The organism is Pseudomonas sp. LBUM1662 (assembly GCF_059695915.1).
Window position 1 is genome coordinate 3,976,077 of sequence record NZ_CP166793.1, and the last position, 21,414, is coordinate 3,997,490.

The window sequence follows — 21,414 nt, forward strand, 5'->3', positions numbered from 1 at the left end:
CTCGCTCCCACAGGGATCGCAATCTGGGCTGCGATTTAGGCCCGGAATGAAGTATTGTTGTCCCCATCCAGAAAAACGTCAGAAGCCTTGAACCGTTTCGGCGGTTGTTAAGTGATAGAGGGTGTCATGGGTAACGAAAGCATCAATTGGGACAAGTTGGGTTTTGACTACATCAAGACAGACAAGCGCTATCTGTCGCACTGGCGTAATGGCGAGTGGGACACAGGCACCCTGACCGAAGACAACGTGCTGCACATCAGCGAAGGCTCCACTGCCCTTCACTATGGCCAGCAATGCTTCGAGGGCCTGAAGGCCTATCGTTGCAAGGACGGTTCGATCAACCTGTTCCGCCCGGATCAGAACGCCGCTCGCATGCAACGCAGCTGCGCCCGCCTGCTGATGCCACAGGTGTCCACCGAGCAGTTCGTCGAAGCCTGCAAGGAAGTGGTTCGTGCCAACGAGCGTTTCATCCCGCCTTACGGCACCGGCGGCGCGCTGTACCTGCGTCCGTTCGTGATCGGCGTGGGTGACAACATCGGCGTGCGTACAGCACCCGAGTTCATCTTCTCGATCTTCGCCATTCCGGTCGGCGCCTACTTCAAGGGCGGCCTGACCCCGCACAACTTCCTGATCTCCAGCTACGACCGCGCTGCCCCACAAGGCACCGGTGCAGCCAAGGTCGGTGGCAACTACGCGGCCAGCCTGATGCCAGGTTCCCAGGCCAAGAAGGCGCATTTTGCCGACTGCATCTACCTGGACCCGATGACCCACACCAAAATCGAAGAAGTCGGCTCGGCCAACTTCTTCGGGATCACCCACGACAACAAGTTCGTCACGCCGAACTCGCCGTCGGTACTGCCGGGCATCACCCGTCTGTCGTTGATCGAACTGGCCAAATCCCGTCTGGGCCTGGAAGTGGTTGAAGGTGACGTGTTCATCGACAAGCTGTCCGACTTCAAGGAAGCCGGCGCTTGCGGTACCGCAGCCGTGATCACTCCGATCGGCGGCATCAGCTACAACGACCACCTGCACGTGTTCCACAGCGAAACCGAAGTCGGCCCGGTCACCCAGAAGCTCTACAAAGAGCTGACCGGTGTACAGACGGGTGACGTCGAAGCGCCAGCAGGCTGGATCGTCAAGGTTTGATCTGACCCCAGCAGCATCGAAGCCCTCCATCGCTTGGCGATGGGGGGCTTTTTTATGAGCGACGTTCGGCTTCTCCCCGCGCAATACGTTTGCCTCCCCTGCCCTTGATTCCGCTCGCCTGACCATCCTGTTGCTTACCCGTGCGGGCCTGGGTAATCAACCCCGGAATCAACGCGCCTTCCGGCAGGTTTTTCCAGAATCGGGCCGGCAAATGCCCTTGCATGACTTTCGGGTTCAGGCGCGCCGGATTGAAGATGTGGCTGTAATAGGTCAACCACATGTCGCTGTGCGGATCGTCGACGTTCTGTGCCAGCTGCTGCCATTCGATCGGGCATTGGCGTTGATGGATCAACTGTTCGCCGTCGTAGTAAACCCCGTCCCTGGGCGTCGCAATCAGCCAGCGATGCCGGCCCATGCGCCCGATAAAATGCTCGCTGGCACTGTGCAGGATGTCGTGGGCCGGTTCATGCCAGGCAACGTATTGCGGCCCCTCACCTTCAGGCATCGCCACGAATCGCACGAATGCATGCAAGTGATGAGCTTCACGCTGTACCTGTTTGATTCTTCTATGAAATTCGCTGCCTAGCTGGTCACCGGCCAGCATCGCGGTGCGGTCACCATGACTGACCCGCCACAGCACTTCGTACAGCAGACTCCAGCGCTGATCACCCCGATATCGGGACGCTCGTTCAAGTGTGTCCAACAGCGTTCGCGGTATTCGTGCGTGAAACGGCCCTTGGATTTGAGGTGGCGCATCGTCGCTGGCGAACAGATCGCAGACGCCTTCACTGGCCCAACTCACCCGGCTCGGGTCCACCTCATGACTGAGCAGCCAGCGTGCCTGCTGGCGCCAGGTGTCGAACAGGTCATCGCAATCCAGACTGATCATCCCCATAACCCCATTTGTTGCGGCTGCGGCCGGTCGCGCAACTGCTGATACAGCAAATGGCTGGTGACTTCGGCCTGCTGCGGGTGATAGTCGCTGGTGATGAAGAACGGCTTGGCCTTGGCCAGCACGCAACGCATTCGGGCCAGGTCTTCGTAACGAATGCGGCGCTGACGGCGCAACTCCACCAGCCGCTCAGTGGTGCGCAGGCCAATACCGGGAATGCGCGCGATCAACGAGGCCTCGGCGCGATTGAGGTCCAGCGGGAAGACCTCGCGGTTCTCGAGCGCCCACGCCAGCTTCGGGTCGATGTCGAGCGCCAGGTGCCCGGGCCCCTTAAACAACTCGCTAGCCGTAAAGCCGTAGCTGCGCAACAGGAAGTCCGCCTGGTACAAGCGGTGTTCGCGCATCAGCGGTGGCGCGGCCAGCGGCACGCTTTTCGGGCTGTTGGGGATCGGGCTGAATGCCGAGTAATAGACCCGCCGCAAACTGAAGTTGCCGTAAAGCGCCTGGGCGCTGTGGAGAATGGTGCTGTCATCGGTGTCATCGGCGCCGACAATCATCTGCGTGCTCTGCCCGGCCGGGGCAAATTTCGGTGCGCGCGGTTCGTTGAGTACGGTCTGGACACCGGTGTAGATGGTTTGCATCGCTTGCTTGATCGAGCCCAGCTGTTTCTCCGGGGCCAGGGTTTGCAGGCTGGCGTCGGTGGGCAATTCAATGTTCACGCTCAAGCGATCAGCGTAGCGCCCCGCTTCCTCGATCAGCGCCGGATCGGCTTCGGGAATGGTCTTGAGGTGGATGTAACCCCGAAACTCGTGGTCTTCACGCAGCAGCTTGGCCACGCGGATCAGCTGCTCCATGGTGTAGTCCGCCGAGCGAATGATCCCGGAACTGAGAAACAGCCCGCTGACGCAGTTGCGCCGGTAGAAATCCATGGTCAGCGTCACCACTTCTTCCGGCGTGAAGCGTGCGCGCGGCACGTCGCTGGAACGTCGATTGACGCAATACTGGCAGTCGTAAAGACAGAAATTGGTCAGCAGAATCTTCAGCAACGACACGCAGCGGCCGTCCGGCGTGTAGCTGTGGCAAATGCCCATGCCGTCGGTCGAGCCCAGGCCGCTCTTGCCCTCGGAACTGCGCTTCGGCGCGCCACTGCTGGCGCACGACGCGTCGTACTTGGCGGCGTCGGCGAGAATGCTGAGCTTGTCGATGAGTTCCATGGGGCACGCCTTTTACTGTGTGGATATACAGTATAGGGTCGATCCCCAAGGCACAAGCCATCAGCGAACCCTTGGTCGGGTCAGATCACATCCTGAGCAGGTAGCTGTTGGCGTTGCTCGCGGTTGGATTGCACAGTTGGCTGCGCCAGCGTCAGGTCGAAGCGTGCGCCAAACTCCTTGCGCCCCAGCGCGGTCAACGCCAGCGCCCGGCTGTCCAGATCCTGCGTCACCCATTTGCGCTTGATCGCCGCTTGCAGCAATGCCGCCCCCAGCGAACCGCCCAAATGCGGCCGACGCATGCTCCAGTCCAGGCACGGGCAAGCAAAGCGGCGGCGCAAGGTGTTGAGGTCGTTGACTTCGATACCCAGCCCTTGCATCAACGCCTCGCCACTCTCGCTCAGGCAATACACCTGCTCGTCGGTTTCCAGCAACCAGCCTTTTTCCAGCATCCGGTCATGCAGCAACACCGCCAGCGTCCCGGCCATGTGGTCGTAGCAGGTGCGGGCAAATTGCAGGCGATCCGGAGTTCGCGAGTTGAAGGTCGGCGCGGTGTTCTGGCCGATCACCATCAGCGCTTCCAATGCCTGGGCCACGCGCTTGTCCGCGAGGCTGTAATAGCGATGGCGACCCTGCACGTGCAAACGCAGGAGCGCCAGCTCCTTGAGCTTGGCCAGGTGCGCGCTGGCGGTGGAGGCGCTGACTTCGGCAATCGCCGCCAGCTCGGTGCTGGTGCGGGCGTGGCCATCCATCAGCGAACAGAGGATTTTCGTCCGGGCCGGCTCCGCGATGGCTGCGGCCACTTGAGAGACGCCGATGTCGTGTTGTTCCGCGTTCATATTTCGCTCCCGGACGAATCAAGGCCCTTTCGAACTGGAGATAGTAGCAACACTTCTCCCACCACGAACAAGGCTGCGACCCATGGACCCGATCATCGCTGCGACTCATGCCGATCCCTATCCCTATTACGCCCGGCTGCGCGCCGAGGGTGGTCTGGTGTTTCACCAAGGACTGAAATTATGGGTAGCAAGCAGCGCCCAAGCCGTTGCGGCGGTGCTGGCGCATCCGGATTGTCACGTTCGGCCGTCCAATGACCCGGTGCCCAAATCGATTGCCGACGGCATGGCCGGCAAGGTGTTTGGCCAATTGATGCGGATGAATGAGGGTGAGCGACAGCGTTGCCCGAGGTCGGCGATTCAGCCGGGTTTGGCGCTGATTGATGCAGAAGAGGTCAATGCACTGGTGGGCGCGCGGTTGATCACGCCGGATGCCGATGGACTGTACAACGCGATGTTTCGCGGCCCGGTTTGCGTGGTGGCGGCGTTGTTGGGGTTTTCGCCGGCTCAGGGTCGGGCGATCAGTGAGCTGACGGCGGATTTCGTGGCGTGTCTGTCGCCGCTGAGTGATCCGGCACAACTGAAGGTTTCCCATGCCGCGGCGGAACAGTTGCAGGGTTATTTCGTTGAATTACTGGATGATCCGGACAACAAAAGCGCATTGCTCACCGGGATTCGCCAGCGTTTCACGGCCGACGTCGACGCGCTGATTGCCAATCTGATTGGCTTGTTTTCTCAAACCTATGAAGCCACCGCCGGATTGATTGGAAACGCGATCGTGGCGTTGATCCGGAACCCGTCGTTACTGCGCGATTCGACGCCGGTTGAAGACTTGATCGCCGAAGTTCAGCGCTTCGATCCCTCAGTGCAGAACACCCGCCGGTTTGTCGCGGCCCCGTGTGAAATCGAGGGTGTACACCTCAATTCAGGCGATGTGATTCTGGTGTTGCTGGCGTCGGCCAATCGGGATCCGCAGCTCAATGACAGTCCCGACGCCTTTATTCTGGATCGCCCGCATCGGCAGAGTTTTACGTTTGGCGCGGGGCGGCATCAATGTCCCGGGCAACTGCTGGCATTGGGGATTGCCAGCGCCACATTGAGCGAGATTCTGCTGCATCAGCCTGCGCTTGATCGATTGGCCTGGAAGTACCGGCCTTCACTCAACGGGCGGATTCCGGGCTTTAGCGACCCACTGCTCAAGTCTTTATGACTACATCGCAGTCGTTATGACCATTTTTCAAAAGAGTCAAATTAACAACAGACCACCCACAACCCGCGTCCTGCCTGACATCCCTGACTGGCCCGTTTTTTTAACCCATGCTTACGCTTTCGATCAACCAAAGATCGCACCCTAAAACACAGGCTGGATTATCAGGAAGAGGATTGCTGCATGCTCAACGAATTTCACAATCGCTTGGCCGTTGTTACTGGCGCGAGTTCCGGCATTGGCCTGGCTGTGACCGAACGACTATTGGAGCAAGGTGCTCGCGTCTTGGCGATGTCACGCCAGCTCGGTGGCTTGGGCGAATTGGCGGAACGCTTCAATGACCAACTCATCTGGGTGGCTGGAGACATCACCCGTCAAGAAGACCTCGCCCGATTGAGTACTCGCGCCAAAGCCTTGGGGCCCGTGGATTTCGTGGTGCCCAATGCCGGCATCGCGCAACTGGCCGATGGCCTGGATGTAGCTGCCTTCGACCGACAGTGGGCGGTCAACGGCGCCGGTGCGCTGAACACCTTGGCCTGCCTGCGCGGCCACCTGGCGGCGTCCGCTTCGGTGGTGTTCATCGGCACATTCCTGGCCAATGTGACCTTCCCCGGACTGGCCGCCTACATTGCCTCGAAAGCAGCGCTGATGGCCCATGTGCGGACCCTGGCCGTAGAATTGGCGCCTCACGGCATCCGCATCAACACCGTATCGCCCGGCCCCACGGCCACCCCGATCTGGTCGACCCTTGGCTTGAAGCCTGCGGAACTGGGCGATGTCGCCAACACCGTCAACCAGCGGCTGCTCGATGGAAAGTTTCTGGAACCGGGTGCCGTGGCAGACGTCATCCTTTTCCAGTTGAGCCGTGGCGCACGTAACGTTTACGGTCAGGATTGGGTAGTCGACAGCGGTTACACCGTGCGCTAGCCCTTGCATTTATCTGCGCTTCAGGACGCCAGTCGACCCGCCACAAAGTCGATAAAAGCCTGCAACTTGGGCAGCGACTTCCTGGAGCGCGGATACACCATCTGCACCGGTTTTGGCGGCGGAACGTAAGCGTCCATAATCCGCACCAACTCACCGCTGGCCAACGCCGCCGACACCAGGAAATCAGGCTGCATCAAGATCCCCTCACCGGCCACGGCCGCCTGCAATAGCACCTGACCATCATTGCTCTTCAACACCGCGCCTTCAGGCCAGGGCACTTCGCTGGCGCCGTTTCGCAGCGGCCAGGCAAACCGGTTGTTCCAGGAGGTGTGGGTGAGAATCCGGTGTCGGTGCAGGTCTTCCGGGGACTGCGGTTCCTGCCATTTTTCCAGATACCGGGGCGAGGCGCAGATCACCATTCGATACGGCGGCAACGGTGTGGCCAGCAGGTTGACGCCGATCAGTTCGGAAATCCTGAACGCCAGATCGAATGAGGTTTCGTATAAATCGACCACTTCATTGCTCAGAATCAGCTCGACCTGGATCTGCGGATAACGTTGCATGAACTCGGCCACCAGAGGCCCGACCAGGGAAACGCCGAGACTCATCGGCGCGGTGATCCGCAACAGGCCGCTCGGTTCCGGGCTGGACGCTTCCACTCGACTGAACGCGTAGTTCACTTGCTCCAGCGCCAATTTGGCTTCCTGATAAAACAAACGCCCCTCACCGGTGATGGATTGCCGCCGGGTGGTGCGTTGAATCAGTTTGGTATTTAGGCTTTTTTCCAGGCCCTGGATATGCCGCCCGACCATGACCGCCGACATGCCGACTTCACTGGCCGCATCAGCGAAGCTGCCCGCCTCGACGACGGCGACGAAGACTTCCATTTGCCTGAGTTTGCTCATCACCCTGCCTTGCATTCAATACATCAGGTTAAAGGAGTAATAACCGGCGATGCGTTTATCACCCGGGACTTTGCCCCTAGAGTCACTTTAATAAAGTGCATAACGAGGCGCCATTGATGCAAACCCTACTGGACACGTCACTGAATTCTTTTGCGCGGGCCGATCTGTTGCAAGGCCCCACGCCGATTCAGCGGGCCGAACGCCTGGAACAGCTGCTGGGTTTGAAGGCGCAAGGCATCGGCCTGTTTCTCAAGCGCGATGATCACATGTTGATCGGCGGTGGCGGCAACAAACTGCGCAAACTCGAATTTCACCTCGGCGCGGCGCTCGCGGCCGGGGTCGATACGGTCATCACCATCGGCGGCCTGCAGTCCAACCATGCGCGCCTGACCGCCGCTGTGTGTGCCCGCCTGGGCATCGCCTGCGAACTGATCCTGACCCGGTCGGTGCCAAAATCCGAAGTGGACTACGAGCTGAACGGCAACGTCCTGCTCGACCAGTTGTTTGGCGCTGACATACGGGTGCTTGCGGGTGGCAGTGACTCACTCGCCGAAGCCGAGAAACGCGCCGCGCAACTTCGGGAGACCGGGCGCACCGTTCTGGTAATACCGACTGGGGGCTCAACGCCGCTGGGCAGTCTCGGTTACGCCCGCTGCGCAGCGGAGATCGCACAGCAGGAAACGGAACTGCGCGTCATCTTTAATCAGGTGGTCGTGCCCAATGGCAGCGCTGGCACCCATGCCGGGCTCGCGGCAGGGTTCCATTTGCTGGATCGGGGGACGTCGATCGTCAAGTCGTATTCAGTCTTGTCTGACCGGGACACGTCAGCGGACAGGACCGTGAAGTTGACTCAGGACGCACTGACGTTGCTGGGCAGCAACGCCGTGGTTCAGGCTTCGGAGATTGTCATTGATGGCAGTCAGCTGGGCGACGGTTACGGCCTGCCGACGCCCGCCATGCTCGACGCGGTGCACCTGATGGCTCGCGCCGAAGGCTTGTTGATTGATCCGGTGTATTCCGGAAAAGCGTTTGCCGGGTTGCTTGGTGATCTCAGGCAAGGACGTTTCCAGCGCGGTGACAATGTGCTGTTTGTGATGACCGGGGGAACGCCGGGGTTGTATGCGTATCGGGAGACGTTTCAGGTCTGAACGTCTGTCATTGCGGGGTGTTTAGCCGCTTGATCACTACATCATTTGTAACTGTCGCAAGAGGCTACGTCACCTTGCGCCTTTGCCTACAACTGCGCCAGAATCCGCCGGCTTGTGCGCCTTGGGGCTCGTCGGTAACTTGATTCCTGTCACTGCTCATCAGTGATCGGGTTTAGTCGCCCGGTGATTTCCAAAGCAGCACGCACTCCGTTCAGTCAGGTATTCCCACGCCTGCGCTTAATGGCAGCTGTGCGCAGGGCACCTTCGGGTGCGCCGGTTAAAGCTTTGGTGTCCCGGTCGACTAACCTGCCTACAGCTGCCACCCCCTTTGTTTAGTCGCGAGGTGGTTTCAGCATCGACTAAGGCACCTAAGCAAATGATTAAGCACACTCCAAATCCCCCTGAATCAGAAACCGATACAGATCCGGCCTCCCCCTACGAATCCCTCGATTCAAAAAAATTCCACGAAGCCGCCGAGCGCGCCCTCGATCACTACCTCAACCCCGCCGCCCTCAAAGACGCCAAAACCCCGCGCAAACCCGGCACCATGTTCATGGTCGCCCCCGACATGGACAGCGAAAGCCTGCTGGCCAATGCCTGCGAATCCATGGCCTCCGCGAGCGTCATGCTCAGCGACTTCGCCGACCTGCTGGAAGGCCCGCATCGCAACAAGGCGCTGGGGATTGCGCAAGTCGTCATGCTGGGAGAACTCGCCGTAAACCGGGCGCTGGATAACATCGATCCGAAAGGCTAACGGGGATCTGTGGTGAGGGGGAATCCCTCACCACAAGCGCCTTAGCGAGCAGAACCTTTTGCAACAACAACTCAACATTCAGAAAATGCCTACATCCATTTAACGCCCATTGAGATAGCGTCCGCCTCGCTTTCAAAAAGTTGAAACAAGGACGCTCATGGCTAGCAAAACAAACATACCTCCGATTCAAACCCTATCGTCACGCGACGGGCACCCCGCCCGCGACACTCCGCAGGACTTTCCGGGAACAAATCAGGAGACCCACTATGTTTTTTGGATCAGTGGATTTTCAAAAGGTGATCACGAGGGTGACGTCTTAAAGTACGAATTGACCGTTCTACCTGAGTTTGAAAACGCAATGATGCGTGTACTCGGCTGGAAAAATCTTGAAGAAAGCGTATACGGGGACTGCTTGCTGACCGCCGAGCAAATCCAGCAAATAGCCATGGCAATCGATGTGCAGCTACCGACTGACCTGGACCTCTTCATCGGTGTGCGGGAGTAGTGAGGAAAACCGTTTAAATGCGGCGAGAGGCTTGCCCCCTCGCTGCACATGCCCCTTCAGCCCGCGCGCCAATCAATCATCCCGCATCAGCACTTCCAGCAATTCAATCTCAAAAATCAGGTTCGAATTCGGCGTGATCTTGCCCATCGTGCGCTCGCCGTAAGCCAAATGCGCCGGCACCAGCAATTTACGCTTGCCGCCAACCTGCATACCCATAATTCCCTGGTCCCACCCCTTGATCACTTTCCCCGTGCCAATCACGCACTGGAAAGGTTTGCCACGGCTGTAGGAAGAGTCGAATTCAGTGCCGTCTTCCAGCCAGCCGCGGTATTGGGTGGTGATCAGCGCGCCTTTGACGGCGGCTTTGCCCTCGCCCACTTCTAGATCGATTACCTGCAGTTCATCATTCATCACGTTCACTCTATTGTTCGCGCACACGATAGGGCCCAATGGGCGCCGTTTTCCCAGAAATGTGCGCCATTGGCAACCCATTCGGAACGGTTTTCGGTATTAACCTCAACTAAGATAAGCAACACCAAGGCACACGGAACAATACGACACGATGGCAATTTCTGAATGAATGACGTCTGGACCAGCGCAGCCATCGGCTCGGTGATGCTTGCCCTGATCGTCACGCTGATCTGCCGCGAACGCTCGCTGCTGAAGCAGTTGACTGAGCAACGCGCACTGATCGCCAGCCTGTCCGAAGGCCTGCACATCCGCCAGGACGGCGACGCCGAACGTTTCAAACGCAGTCAATACTTCGCCCGCATCGGCACCTGGGACTGGGATGTCGACACCGACAAGCTCTACTGGTCAGACGCGATCTACGGGATGTTCGGCTTCAAGACCGGCGAGGTAACACCCTCCTACGCCCTTTTCTGCGCCTGCGTGCACCCGGATGACCGGGCCAAAGTCCGGGCCGGGGAACTGCGCTGCCTGGAAACCGGTGAAAACCATGACGAGGAATACCGCGTGGTCTGGCCCGACGGCAGCATTCGTTGGCTGCGGGAAACCGGCAACGTGGTCAAGAACGACCAGGACGCCACCATCAAGATGATGGGCGTCGTGCGTGACATCACCGAAGAAAAGGCCTCGGCCAGTTACCTGCAACACCTGGCGCATTACGACCCGTTGACCGGCCTGCCCAATCGCCTGGTGCTGGAAGAGCGTCTTTGCGAAGCGCTTGAACAGGCCCGCGTCAGCGCCACGCGGGTGGCGTTGGTGTTTGTCGACCTGAATGGGTTCAAGGCAATCAACGACCACTACGGACATGCGGCCGGCGACCGGGTGCTTATCACGACGGCTACGCGGTTGAAGACCATCCTGCGCTCAACCGACACCGTCGCCCGGATCGGCGGCGACGAATTCGTGGTTATTCTTCAGGGGCTGTCCCAAGACGTCAGCCTGCAAGACGAGGCTCGCCGTATCTGCCAGAAAATCTTCGTCGAACTGTCACCGCCGATCACCATCGGCAACGACCAGCGCCACATCGGCACCAGCCTGGGGGTGGCGGTGTTCCCGGACCACGCACCGAGCATGGACCGGTTGATTCACATTGCGGACCTGGCGATGTATGAGGCGAAACGCAGCGGGAATAATCAGTATCGGTTGGGCACTGAAAGCCCCGCGCGGGCTCACAGCGAATAGTCTTTCGGTGGACTAACGCTCCACCGGCGTGATGTCCACAATCGTGCCATTAGTGATCATCACCATCATGTACTTGTCATTGATCTGCACCCACTGCGCCTGTTCCTCCGGTGCTTTCAGACCTTTGGCTTTCCAGTTGCGCAGTGCCTTGTCGGTGCGTTGGTACACGTCCGGGGCGCGGTCGCCGACCACCAGCTCACGGGAGTTGTTGACCCCGGGCTGGACAGTTTTTTGTGGTGGGTCATCCGCCTGAACGATGGGGCTGATACCGGCAAAGCCAGCGGCAATGGCCAAGGCGGCGATGAGGGTTTTGCTGTTCATGGGTGATCCTCCGTTGATGGCATACCCAAACTCCGACTGCGCGTACGGTGAATCATTCCTTCAGCATTCATTGATCCGCTTCACGCATCAATGCATGCCAACAATGCACTTATCATATCGATCGCCCTGTTCCACCATTCGCCTCAATAAGAACCGTGCACTGCGTCCAGGCAATGCACGTCATAAAAGCGGTGGAGTACAGCTCAATGACAACCTCAATACCTTCCGGGCGCTCTCGCGCCAGTGCAATATTCCGGGTCACTTCAGGCAATTTCCTCGAACAGTTCGACTTCTTCCTTTTCGGCTTTTATGCCACGCAAATCGCCGCCGTATTTTTCCCGGCCAGCAGTGGATTCGCTTCTCTGATGATGACCTTCGCAGTGTTCGGCGCGGGCTTCCTCATGCGCCCCTTGGGTGCGGTGGTGCTGGGTGCGTACATCGACGATGTGGGCCGGCGCAAAGGATTGATTGTGACGCTGTCGATCATGGCCAGCGGCACGATACTGATTGTGTTGGTGCCCGGCTACGAAACCATCGGGTTGTTTGCACCGGCCATTGTGCTGATCGGTCGATTGCTGCAGGGCTTCTCGGCGGGTGCGGAAATGGGGGGTGTCTCGGTTTACCTCTCAGAGATCGCCACGCCCGGCAATAAAGGCTTCTTCACCAGTTGGCAGTCGGCCAGTCAGCAAGTGGCGATCATTGTCGCCGCCGCGCTCGGGTATGGTCTGAACCAGTGGATGGCGCCGGCGATGATTGCCGATTGGGGCTGGCGAATTCCGTTTTTCGTTGGGTGCATGATCGTGCCGTTCATTTTCTTCCTGCGCCGTAACCTGGAAGAAACCGAAGAGTTCGCCGCACGCAAGCACCGTCCGAGCATGGGCGATGTGTTCCGCACACTGGCGCAAAACTGGGTGATCGTCTTCGCCGGCATGATGATGGTCGCGCTGACCACCGCCGCCTTTTACCTGATAACCGTATACGCACCGACGTTCGGCAAAACCGTGCTGCATCTGAGCACGTCCGATGCGCTGTTAGTGACGTTGCTGGTGGGTGTGTCGAACTTCTTCTGGCTGCCGCTTGGCGGAGCCTTGTCCGACCGTATCGGTCGGCGTCCGGTGCTGATCGCCATGGCGTTGTTGACCCTTGCCACCGCCTATCCGGCGCTGACCTTTCTGGTGAACGCGCCGAGTTTCATGCACATGCTGTTGGTGTTGCTGTGGCTGTCATTCATTTACGGCTTGTACAACGGAGCGATGATCGCAGCGCTCACGGAAATCATGCCGGTCGAGGTACGGGTTGCCGGTTTCTCTCTGGCCTACAGCCTGGCCACGGCGGTATTCGGTGGTTTCACCCCAGCGATGTCGACCTTTTTGATTCAGTACACCGGCGACAAGGCTGCGCCTGGCTACTGGATGAGTTTTGCCGCGCTCTGCGCCTTGTGCGCGACGCTGTATCTCTATCGTCGCTCGACCGGTCGCCTGCAACCGGCGATGTCTTGAACCTGCCCTTTTCGAGAAAATACCCATGAAGAAGCTATTCAATATTGCCGCGCTGGCCCTGGTGGCCAGCCTTGGTCTAAGTACCGTCACGCAGGCGGAAGAGATTCGCGTGATGACCTCCGGCGGTTTTACCGCGGCCTACAAGATCCTCGGCCCTAAATTCGCCGCATCCACCGACAACACGCTCAACACCGTCCTGGGCCCGTCGATGGGCAAGGCGCCGGAAGCGATCCCCAATCGACTCGCCCGAGGTGAAAAGGCCGACGTCGTGATCATGGTCGGCTACGCCCTCGACGACTTGATCAAGCAAGGCAAAGTCGACCCCGCTTCACGGGTGGAACTGGCGGACTCGCGGATCGGCCTGGTGGTGCGCGAAGGCGCGTCGAAGCCAGACATCAGTTCTGTCGACGGCCTGAAAAAGACCTTGCTCGACGCTCGGTCGGTGGCGTACTCCGACAGCGCCAGCGGCGTTTACATCGAGGATCAACTGTTCAAGCGTCTGGGCATCGAAGATCAACTGAAACCCAAATCAACCATGATCCCCAGAATTCCGGTCGGTTCGGTGGTTGCCACGGGCGATTACCAGTTGGGATTCCAGCAAGTCAGCGAATTGCTGCCAGTACCGGGGGTCAGTTTTGTGGCGAAGCTTCCGGAGTCGGTACAGTCGGTGACACGTTTTGCAGCCGGCATCCCGATGAATGCACAACACCCGGCCGAAGCCAAGGCACTGCTTGACTATATGGCCTCCACCGCCGCTCAGCCGGACGTGAAAGCAACCGGGCTGGACTCGGTCAGCCGCTGATAACGAGCGGCTGCACTTTCATTTCCACCACCAGCCGTTCCAGCTCCAACGCTGCCGGGGTCAGGGTTCGTCCCCGGCGTTTGATCAGACCGACACTGCGCATCACCTGCGGGTCGGTCAGCGGCACCCGCGTCAGTAGCGGATGATCGGCGGCCGGCATCGCCATCAACGGCACCGCTGCCACACCCAACCCCGCTTCCACCAGTCCGATCATCGTCGTGACATGGCGGGTTTCGCAGATGCTCGGCCGCTGCGGCACGATACCGGTCAGTGCCTGATCGAGCAGAAAGCGATTGCCGGACGTCTTGTCCAGCGAGATGTAATCCTGCTGATAAAACTCATCCCAGGTCACGCTGCTGCGCCCGGCCAACGGGTGATCGCGCCGACAGGCCACCACGTAACCCTCCTGCACCAGCGGCTCAAACTCGACCTCGGCATCCAGCGTGCCCATGAAACTCAGACCGAAATCCGCCTCGCCATTGACCACCGCGCTGAGCACGTCGTGGGCGCTGGAATCCAGCACCTTGACTTTGATCCGAGGAAACTGGCGGTGGTAATGGGCAATGACGCGCGGCATGAAGTAGTAAGCCGCCGACGGTACACAGGCGACCGTGACATGACCGAGCCGGGTCGAAGCCACTTCACTGATGCCCAGCAATGCGATGTCGAGGTCATCGAGCAAGCGCTCGACACTGGGCATAAAACCGCGTCCGGCCTGCGTCAGGCTGACCTTGCGTGTGGTGCGCTCAAACAGGCGCACACCGAGAGCGTCTTCGAGTTTTTCGATGCGCCGGCTGAGTGCTGGCTGAGAGATGCGCACAGTATCAGCGGCCTTGCGAAAGCTGCCCTGCTCGACCACGGCTCGGAAGGCTTGCAGATCGTTAAGGTCAAAGTTGATCGCCATTGCGTGCACTCGGGGGGGACAGACAGATTGATCAGATTATCTTATAAATGTAACCAATTGATGCAAGTTGTAACAGCATGACTCCAGCTCTTTGCTGACGCGTCTGGTTCCAACCTTTATCCTGTCGCCCCCGCCGTGCTGAGTTAATGGAGTTTTTGTCATGCCCCACGAAGGCAACCTGTTGCAAGCCGCTGTCGTTTTTCTGTTCGCGGCGGTGCTCACCGTGCCCTTGGCCAAACGTCTGCAACTGGGGGCGGTGCTGGGTTATCTGTTTGCCGGGGTCATCATCGGTCCGTCTGTGCTGGGTTTGATCGGCAATCCGCAAAGCGTCAGCCATATTTCCGAACTCGGCGTGGTGTTGCTGCTGTTCATCATCGGTCTGGAATTGTCGCCGCGTCGCTTGTGGGTGATGCGCAAATCGGTGTTTGGCGTGGGCCTGGCGCAGGTGCTGCTGACCGGTTCGGTGATTGGCGTGCTGGCGCTGTTTGTCTTCGGCCAGTCGTTGAACAGCGCCATCGTGCTCGGCCTTGGCCTGGCGCTGTCGTCCACCGCGTTTGGCCTGCAAAGCCTGGCCGAGCGCAAGGAGCTGACCAGCCCACACGGGCGCTTGGCGTTTGCGATTCTGCTGTTCCAGGACATCGCCGCGATCCCGTTGATTGCCATGGTGCCGCTGCTGGCGGGCGGCGATCACACCAGCACGGCGGCCGAGGATTTGAATCACGGCTTGCGGGTGCTGGGCAGTATCGCGGTGGTGGTGATCGGCGGGCGGTATCTGCTGCGCCCGGTGTTTCGCGTGGTGGCCAAATCCGGTTTGCCGGAAGTGTCCACCGCCACTGCGTTGCTGGTGGTGATTGGCACGGCGTGGCTGATGGACCTGGTCGGCGTGTCGATGGCGCTCGGGGCGTTCCTCGCCGGGTTGCTGCTGGCGGACTCTGAATACCGTCACGAACTGGAAGCGCAGATCGAACCGTTCAAGGGTCTGTTGCTGGGGCTGTTTTTCATCAGCGTCGGCATGGGCGCCAACCTGAGCCTGTTGCTCAGCGCGCCGATCGCGGTGCTGGGACTGACCCTGCTGCTGATCGCAATCAAGTTGCCGCTGCTGTTTGTGGTCGGTCGATTGGCCGGTGGGTTGGGCAAGGTCAGCGCGATTCGCCTCGGCATCGTGCTGGCGGCCGGCGGTGAATTCGCGTTTGTCGTATTCAAGATTGGTCGCGACCAGGGTTTGTTCGAACCGCGCCTGTACGACTTGCTGGTGCTGACGATCACCCTGTCCATGGCCGTCACGCCGCTGCTGTTGCTGCTGTGCGCACGTCTGTATTCGCCAAAAGTGCAGCCCGTGGTGGTGCCGGAGAAATTCCGCGAAATCGACACCGACGCACCGCGTGTGGTGATCGCCGGCATGGGCCGGATGGGCCAGATCGTGGCGCGGATTCTGCGGGCACAGAACATCAAGTTCGTGGCGCTGGACACTTCGGTGGAAACCATCGAACTGTCCCGCAGTTTCGGCGGCGTGCCGGTGTTCTACGGCGACCCGATGCGCCCGGAAATCCTCAGCGCGGCCAAGGTCGAGCAGGCGGAATATTTCATCATTGCCACTGATGACCCGGACACCAATATCAAGACCGCCGAGATCGTGCACAAGCTCTATCCGCACATCAAGATCATCGCCCGGGCACGTAACCGTCAGCATGTGCACCGCTTGGTGGATCTGGGCGCCGAGGCGATTCGCGAGACCTACTACTCAAGCCTGGAAATGAGCCGTCGTACGCTGGTCGGGCTGGGGTTGACCCAGGCGCAGGCCGATGCGCGGATCAAGCGCTTCAAGCATCACGATGAACAGGTGCTGGAGGCTCAGCATGCGGTGTATGACGATGCGGCCAAAGTGCTGCAGACGGCGCAGGAAGCCCGGGCGGAATTGGCGCGGTTGTTTGAGTCGGATCAGCTGGAGGAGCGGGAAGCGGGTAAGGTTTAAGTTTTCTGGTGACATTAAGTTCGTCTTCGCGAGCAAGCCCGCTCCCACACTTGACCGAGTTGTCCGGACAGGCACGGTCTAATGTGGGAGCGGGCTTGCTCGCGAAGAACGATAACGCGGTCTGACGTCAGGCCAACTTCTTCAGTTCAACCCTCTCGCCACCAAACCGATCCGCCAAAAACGGTGTGATATCCAACGGCAACGCTTCACCGTTCACCAGCTTATCCAGCAACACCCCGGTAATCGCCGACGTCAAAATCCCTGTGCGGAAATGCCCACAGGCGTTCAGATAACCTTCTACCCCTTTCATCGGCCCAAGAATCGGTAACTCATCCGGCGACCCGGGCCGCAACCCCGCCCAGGTCCGTTTGAGGTTCACATCCGCCAACTCGGGAATACACCGCACCGCGCCCTGCACCAGCCCGGCAATTTCCGGGTAGGTGGTGGTCACGTCGAAGCCTTTATCCTCCGTCGTGCTGCCAATCAGGATCTCGCCGTTGTCCTTCTGCGCCACATAACAATCGCTGGTGGTCAGGCACCCGTTGAGGATTTTCGGCATGCGTTCGGTGAGTAGAATCTGCCCCTTCACCGGTTTCACCGGAATCCGGATCCCGGTGGCCTGCTCGCTCAGATCCGCCGCCCAGGCACCCGCCGCATTGATCAGCGTGTTGCAGTGAAACACCCCGGCCTCGGCGGTTTGCACACCGCTGATGCGGGAACCATGATGCAAAACCCCGGTGACGTTGGTGTTGAAGTACAGATCGACGCCGTTCTGCCGCGCGCCTTCGGTGTAGGCGTCGGCCAGCCGGAACGGGCTGACCTGGTGGTCGCAGAGAAACTCCAGCGCCCCGCTCGCCTCATGGCTGACGCTCGGTTCGGCCTCGCGCAACGCCGCTTGATCGAGCCAGCGCACCTGGTCCGCCAGGTGCGGAATGCAGGCGACGATGTGCTCGGCATAGAGGCGGTCTTCATCGTCATAGATCACGAATTTCAGGCCGGTCTTTTCGAACTTGAAATCCATCCCGTGGTTGTCTTTCAACTCCTGATGCAGCGCCGGGTACATCGCGTTGGACTGCAAGGCAAAATCGAAGAACGACTGCGGCAAAATGTGCGGCGTACTGGAATCCACCACCACAGCCGAACCCTGGGCTTCGCGCTTGCGATTGGCCGACATCATGCGAAAGAAAATCACCCCGCAGCCCAGCCCAACCGACTCGCCGATCGCCCACAGGCCGCCGGCGGAAGCGCGGGTTGCGTTGCCCGGGCGCTTGCAGTCGATCAACGCGACTTTGAGGTTTTTGCGTTTCGATAACTGATAGGCGCAGGACGCCCCGATCACACCACCACCGGCGATGACCACGTCATAGAACTTACTCATGATGTGCGGCCTCCGTGCCGACGGAGTGGAACGCAGAAAAGGGAATCGGATCGATCGGAAAGCGCGGCCTCAACCAGCCCACGTCCTGCCGACCTGTGACTTCGCGCAAGCGGTCGGTGCAATAGCCGACGCACATCCGCCCCTGACAATCGCCCATGCTCACACGGGTGCGCATTTTCAGGCTGGCCAGGTCTTGCACGCCCTGCTCCAGCGCCCGGTCGATGTCGGCGCGGGTTGCGTGTTCACAGCGGCAGATCACCGTGTCGGCGGCCGGCAGCGCGGTTTGCCCGGCGCCGCGCTCGGTGTAGCGGTCGACCGCCACGCGAAAACGCACGATGGCCTTGAGTTTCGACAAATAGCGGTTGCGCCGTACCAGGGCCAGTTCCGCGTCCAGCACGTCCCGTTGCAACAGGATCGACGTGGCCGCGATCCGTCCCGCGAGCATCGCGGCTTCGCCACCGCGAATTCCGCCCATGTCGCCGGCCAGGTGCACGTGAGGCTCACTGCTTTGCTGCCAGATATTGGCGCTGACTCGCAGGTAACCGTCGTCGCTGAAGCCATGGTTCAGGCCCATCTGCTGACTGAGTTGGGTGCGCGGGATGAAACCGTAGCCAACCGCCAGGGTTTGCGCAGCGATCTGCTCGGCACGGCTCAGGTCCGGCACCCAAGTGCTGGAATACGGCGCCACGGTCACGGAGTTCAACTCGCCCTCACCCTGCGCCGCCACCACGCCCCAGCCGTAATGCATCGGGATGCCATGCAGTTTGAGGAACGCGAGCATGCTCAAGCCATCGAGAAACAGCTGCGGCTTGTTCAGCAGCGACAGGCTTTCCCGAGCGATCTTGCCGAACGCGCACGCCTCATAAACACCGGCGACGGTCACGCCGGACGCGTGCAACTGACACGCCACCAGCGGCAACAAAGGCCCGGTGCCGGCAATCACCACCGGGCCTTGCGGCTTGACCACACCGCTTTTGATCTGCAATTGCAGACCGCCCAGCAGGATCACGCCGGGCAAGGTCCAGCCCGGAAACGGCACGCTGCGTTCATGGCAGCCGGCCGCGAGCAACAGTTGCGGGTAGTCGATTTCCTGCAACTGCTCCTCGCTGTCCAGCACCACCAACGCGCGCGTGCCTTCGGCGCCGATCACCCGGTGGTTCACGCGCACGTCGATCAGCGCCGAGTGGTCCTGAAATTCGCCATGCAAGGAGGCCAGCGCTTCCGAGTAACGCGGCCCCAGATAGTCGAGTTGCACACCATCGCGCAACGGTCCGCGATAAACCACGCCGCCCAGTCGCGAAGCTTCTTCAAGCAAGGTGCAACGCACGCCGTGTCGGGCCAGTTCAATGGCTGCGGCCATCCCCGCCGGCCCACCGCCGACGATCACCGGAAGCAGACTCATACGCCCTCCTGCTCAGCGATGCGGTTGACTTGGGTTTCGACCTTCATGCCGTCACGCACCACGGTCTGGCAGGCCCGACGTTTGTGCCGGCCATTGATTTTCACCAGGCAGCATTGGCACACGCCCATGCCGCAATAGGCGCCGCTGATTTGGTCGTGATCGTTACGGGCCACCTGGCGCAAGCCAAGGGATTGAATGACCGAGAGGACGGTTTCGCCGAGGGCGGCGCTGACCGCCTGGCCATTGATGAGCACAGTCATATCCGCGCGCAGCAGCGGCTGGATATCAAACGTTCTGTCTAAACGAGGCATTGCGATGTTCATCCATGATGAGTTCAGGTGAGGTTCCACAGCTCCTTGCTGCACTACACCTTGCGGGCCAACGGCTACATAAAAAGCTCGCACTGGTACTTCGACAGCGCAACAGGGTGCGCGTCGATGCACTGTAGCCGAAGCCGCAGGAGGGGCTTGGATCGTTTACGGTAGGCGATATTGCAGAAGAGAATATTGATCCAGATCCAACAAACACCTCGGCCCCTGTAGGAGCTGTCGAGTGAAACGAGGCTGCGATCTTTTGATCTTGTTTTTTAAAAAATCAAAGTCAAAAGATCGCAGCCTCGTTTCACTCGACAGCTCCTACACAGCTCCCACACAGCTCCTACACAGCTCCTACACAGCTCCTACAGGGACCGAGAGCCCCAGAAAGCAAAACGCCGCTTCCACCCGAAGGCGGAAGCGGCAGAGGCATGAGCCTCAGAAGATCAATGCATGAACAGGGCGATCAGGATGATGATCGGGATTGGCACGCCAAGAAAGAACAGCAGTAATGAGCGCATGGTAATTCTCCTGGGTTAGCGAACTGGTGGCACCGAAGTGGTGGTCACATAAGCGTCAATTTCCACATACTCCACGGCATCCCGACGACGACCGCCGAAGGTAGCGGCGAGGCTGGCGAAAAACGCACCGATCAGCAGTGCAATGAACATCCACAGCGAAGTCCAGGCAGCAACTTTGGCAGCGGTGTCAGCCGCTTGTTGTGCAGCGAGCTTGGCGTCGGCCACAGCTTTCTGGGTGCGGGCGTAGACTTCATCGACACGGCGTTCGGCATCGGCCTGGGTCAGGTTGGTGCGCTGGGCGACCAACTGGGCCAGGTAAGTCCGGTCTTCGGCAGACAGCTGACCGTCGTTGCTCAGGGAGCGAACGAAGATGCGCGTCACGGTGCTACGGGCAGCGTCATCACTGACGGCGGCTGGACGATCATCGCGGAACAGACTGTCAACGAAGTAACCATACTGGTCACTGTTGGTATTGGCTGCGGCAGTGCCAGCAGCTTGAGTCGCCACACTGGCAGCGCCACCGACCACACTCGCCCCGGCTTGCACGCCGCCACTGACGATGCTGCTGACTGAGCCAACGACCAGCGTCGCGGTCACCAACGTTGCAACGCACCAAGCCAGGAAGCCATGCGCCGTGTCACGGAAATAGACTTCATCACCGTGCATGTTGGCCCATTTGACCCGCAGGCGACCGGCGATGTAACCACCGAGTCCGGACGCGACGATTTGCGTAACGGCCAGCCAGATAATCGTTGAAATCCCCAGGCCCTTGGCACTCACGCCTTCGTTGGCCCAAGGCGAAACGGCCGAGAATCCCAGACCAAAACCCAGCAGCACCAGAATCAGCGACAACGCCGCCGCTGCAGCGGCACCGGCGAAGATCGCTCCCCATGACACACCCGAGAGCGTGCTTGATTCTTCTGCGGCAGGATAGAAACCATCAGAGGATCTATTCATTGTTGTATCGCTCCAGGCAGGAAAGATGGTGTTACAACTCTTCGAAGGAGGAAGTGCAGTCACCGTGCCAGTCGCCAACTTTAAATAAATCTTTGTATTTCAATGACTTATTAATTTTGAACTTCCAGATTCCATGCAATTTGCAAGGAAAGGTCTATCACAG

21 protein-coding genes are annotated in these 21,414 nt (G+C 59.6%); 10 read left to right on the plus strand and 11 right to left on the minus strand.

The annotated features are described in order from the left end of the window. Nucleotides 1-126: 126 nt before the first annotated feature. Nucleotides 127-1,146: a branched-chain amino acid aminotransferase gene (locus tag ACA049_RS17745; protein WP_109630208.1), complete on the plus strand. Its 1,020-nt coding sequence runs from the start codon at nt 127-129 to the stop codon at nt 1,144-1,146. Between the two features lie 52 nt (nt 1,147-1,198). On the opposite strand, the gene ACA049_RS17750 is transcribed toward ACA049_RS17745, so the two are convergent. From ACA049_RS17750 to ACA049_RS17760, 3 genes are all read right to left on the minus strand, one after another. Next, nucleotides 1,199-2,035, minus strand: a complete 837-nt coding sequence (locus tag ACA049_RS17750) for a TIGR03915 family putative DNA repair protein (protein WP_497328563.1) — start codon at nt 2,033-2,035, stop codon at nt 1,199-1,201. Beyond that, entirely contained in the window at nt 2,032-3,252 is a 1,221-nt protein-coding gene (locus ACA049_RS17755) for a putative DNA modification/repair radical SAM protein (protein ID WP_497328564.1), read from the minus strand. The genes ACA049_RS17750 and ACA049_RS17755 overlap by 4 nt, the downstream gene beginning before the upstream one ends. Nucleotides 3,253-3,332: 80 nt before the next feature. Beyond that, on the minus strand, nt 3,333-4,088 hold the full coding sequence (locus tag ACA049_RS17760; protein ID WP_497328565.1) for an ArsR/SmtB family transcription factor: 756 nt from the start codon (nt 4,086-4,088) through the stop codon (nt 3,333-3,335). Nucleotides 4,089-4,170: 82 nt separating this feature from the next. Here ACA049_RS17760 and ACA049_RS17765 point away from each other — a divergent pair, with 82 nt between their 5' ends. Together ACA049_RS17765 and ACA049_RS17770 are read left to right on the plus strand one after the other, a co-directional pair. Next, on the plus strand, nt 4,171-5,295 hold the full coding sequence (locus tag ACA049_RS17765; RefSeq protein WP_497328566.1) for a cytochrome P450: 1,125 nt from the start codon (nt 4,171-4,173) through the stop codon (nt 5,293-5,295). Nucleotides 5,296-5,475: 180 nt separating this feature from the next. Next, nucleotides 5,476-6,219, plus strand: coding sequence for an SDR family NAD(P)-dependent oxidoreductase (locus ACA049_RS17770; RefSeq protein ID WP_497328567.1), 744 nt, complete (start codon nt 5,476-5,478; stop codon nt 6,217-6,219). A 20-nt stretch (nt 6,220-6,239) separates the two neighbouring features. Here ACA049_RS17770 and ACA049_RS17775 read toward each other — a convergent pair whose 3' ends face one another. Further along, nucleotides 6,240-7,124 (minus strand): LysR family transcriptional regulator, encoded by an 885-nt coding sequence (locus ACA049_RS17775; protein WP_497328568.1) that lies wholly within the window; start codon nt 7,122-7,124, stop codon nt 6,240-6,242. Nucleotides 7,125-7,240: 116 nt separating this feature from the next. On the opposite strand from ACA049_RS17775, the gene ACA049_RS17780 reads away from it, so the two are divergent. The 3 genes from ACA049_RS17780 (at nt 7,241) to ACA049_RS17790 (ending at nt 9,531) form a co-directional block, all read left to right on the plus strand. Next, nucleotides 7,241-8,272 carry a D-cysteine desulfhydrase family protein gene (locus tag ACA049_RS17780; RefSeq protein ID WP_497328569.1) on the plus strand — a complete coding sequence of 344 codons (1,032 nt, stop codon included), beginning with the start codon at nt 7,241-7,243 and terminating at the stop codon, nt 8,270-8,272. Between the two features lie 376 nt (nt 8,273-8,648). After that, a complete protein-coding gene (locus ACA049_RS17785) occupies nt 8,649-9,026 on the plus strand; it encodes a DUF6124 family protein (RefSeq protein WP_497328570.1) in 378 nt (125 codons plus the stop codon). Between the two features lie 157 nt (nt 9,027-9,183). After that, complete coding sequence (locus ACA049_RS17790; protein WP_497328571.1) at nt 9,184-9,531, plus strand: pyocin S6 family toxin immunity protein; 348 nt, start codon at nt 9,184-9,186, stop codon at nt 9,529-9,531. 72 nt (nt 9,532-9,603) lie between these two features. Here ACA049_RS17790 and ACA049_RS17795 read toward each other — a convergent pair whose 3' ends face one another. After that, the gene (locus ACA049_RS17795) at nt 9,604-9,942 is read right to left on the minus strand and encodes an FKBP-type peptidyl-prolyl cis-trans isomerase (protein ID WP_497328572.1); all 339 of its coding nucleotides are present in this window, start codon (nt 9,940-9,942) and stop codon (nt 9,604-9,606) included. Nucleotides 9,943-10,107: 165 nt separating this feature from the next. On the opposite strand from ACA049_RS17795, the gene ACA049_RS17800 reads away from it, so the two are divergent. Further along, on the plus strand, nt 10,108-11,181 hold the full coding sequence (locus tag ACA049_RS17800; RefSeq protein ID WP_497328573.1) for a diguanylate cyclase domain-containing protein: 1,074 nt from the start codon (nt 10,108-10,110) through the stop codon (nt 11,179-11,181). Between the two features lie 12 nt (nt 11,182-11,193). Here the strand turns inward: ACA049_RS17800 and ACA049_RS17805 are convergent, their stop codons facing one another. Beyond that, on the minus strand, nt 11,194-11,502 hold the full coding sequence (locus ACA049_RS17805; RefSeq protein WP_497328574.1) for an RcnB family protein: 309 nt from the start codon (nt 11,500-11,502) through the stop codon (nt 11,194-11,196). A gap of 206 nt (nt 11,503-11,708) precedes the next feature. Here ACA049_RS17805 and ACA049_RS17810 point away from each other — a divergent pair, with 206 nt between their 5' ends. Further along, nucleotides 11,709-13,001, plus strand: a complete 1,293-nt coding sequence (locus ACA049_RS17810; RefSeq protein ID WP_497328575.1) for an MFS transporter — start codon at nt 11,709-11,711, stop codon at nt 12,999-13,001. A gap of 25 nt (nt 13,002-13,026) precedes the next feature. After that, nucleotides 13,027-13,803 carry a substrate-binding domain-containing protein gene (locus ACA049_RS17815; RefSeq protein WP_497328576.1) on the plus strand — a complete coding sequence of 259 codons (777 nt, stop codon included), beginning with the start codon at nt 13,027-13,029 and terminating at the stop codon, nt 13,801-13,803. Here the strand turns inward: ACA049_RS17815 and ACA049_RS17820 are convergent. Further along, nucleotides 13,793-14,707 (minus strand): LysR family transcriptional regulator, encoded by a 915-nt coding sequence (locus ACA049_RS17820; protein ID WP_497328577.1) that lies wholly within the window; start codon nt 14,705-14,707, stop codon nt 13,793-13,795. The two genes, ACA049_RS17815 and ACA049_RS17820, sit on opposite strands and share 11 nt — an antisense overlap. 160 nt (nt 14,708-14,867) lie before the next feature. Between ACA049_RS17820 and ACA049_RS17825 the strand changes: the two genes are divergently transcribed. Then, entirely contained in the window at nt 14,868-16,679 is a 1,812-nt protein-coding gene (locus tag ACA049_RS17825) for a monovalent cation:proton antiporter-2 (CPA2) family protein (protein WP_497328578.1), read from the plus strand. A 127-nt stretch (nt 16,680-16,806) separates the two neighbouring features. Here the strand turns inward: ACA049_RS17825 and hcnC are convergent, their stop codons facing one another. The 4 genes from hcnC to ACA049_RS17845 all read right to left on the minus strand — a co-directional run bounded on the left by hcnC (nt 16,807) and on the right by ACA049_RS17845 (nt 21,251). After that, a complete protein-coding gene (hcnC, locus tag ACA049_RS17830; RefSeq protein WP_497328579.1) occupies nt 16,807-18,057 on the minus strand; it encodes a cyanide-forming glycine dehydrogenase subunit HcnC in 1,251 nt (416 codons plus the stop codon). Further along, the gene (gene hcnB, locus ACA049_RS17835) at nt 18,050-19,459 is read right to left on the minus strand and encodes a cyanide-forming glycine dehydrogenase subunit HcnB (RefSeq protein ID WP_497328580.1); all 1,410 of its coding nucleotides are present in this window, start codon (nt 19,457-19,459) and stop codon (nt 18,050-18,052) included. Before hcnB ends, hcnC begins: the two co-directional genes overlap by 8 nt. Further along, nucleotides 19,456-19,770 (minus strand): cyanide-forming glycine dehydrogenase subunit HcnA, encoded by a 315-nt coding sequence (gene hcnA / locus ACA049_RS17840; RefSeq protein WP_497328581.1) that lies wholly within the window; start codon nt 19,768-19,770, stop codon nt 19,456-19,458. Before hcnA ends, hcnB begins: the two co-directional genes overlap by 4 nt. Nucleotides 19,771-20,309: 539 nt before the next feature. Beyond that, entirely contained in the window at nt 20,310-21,251 is a 942-nt protein-coding gene (locus ACA049_RS17845) for a hypothetical protein (RefSeq protein WP_497328582.1), read from the minus strand. Nucleotides 21,252-21,414: the final 163 nt, after the last annotated feature.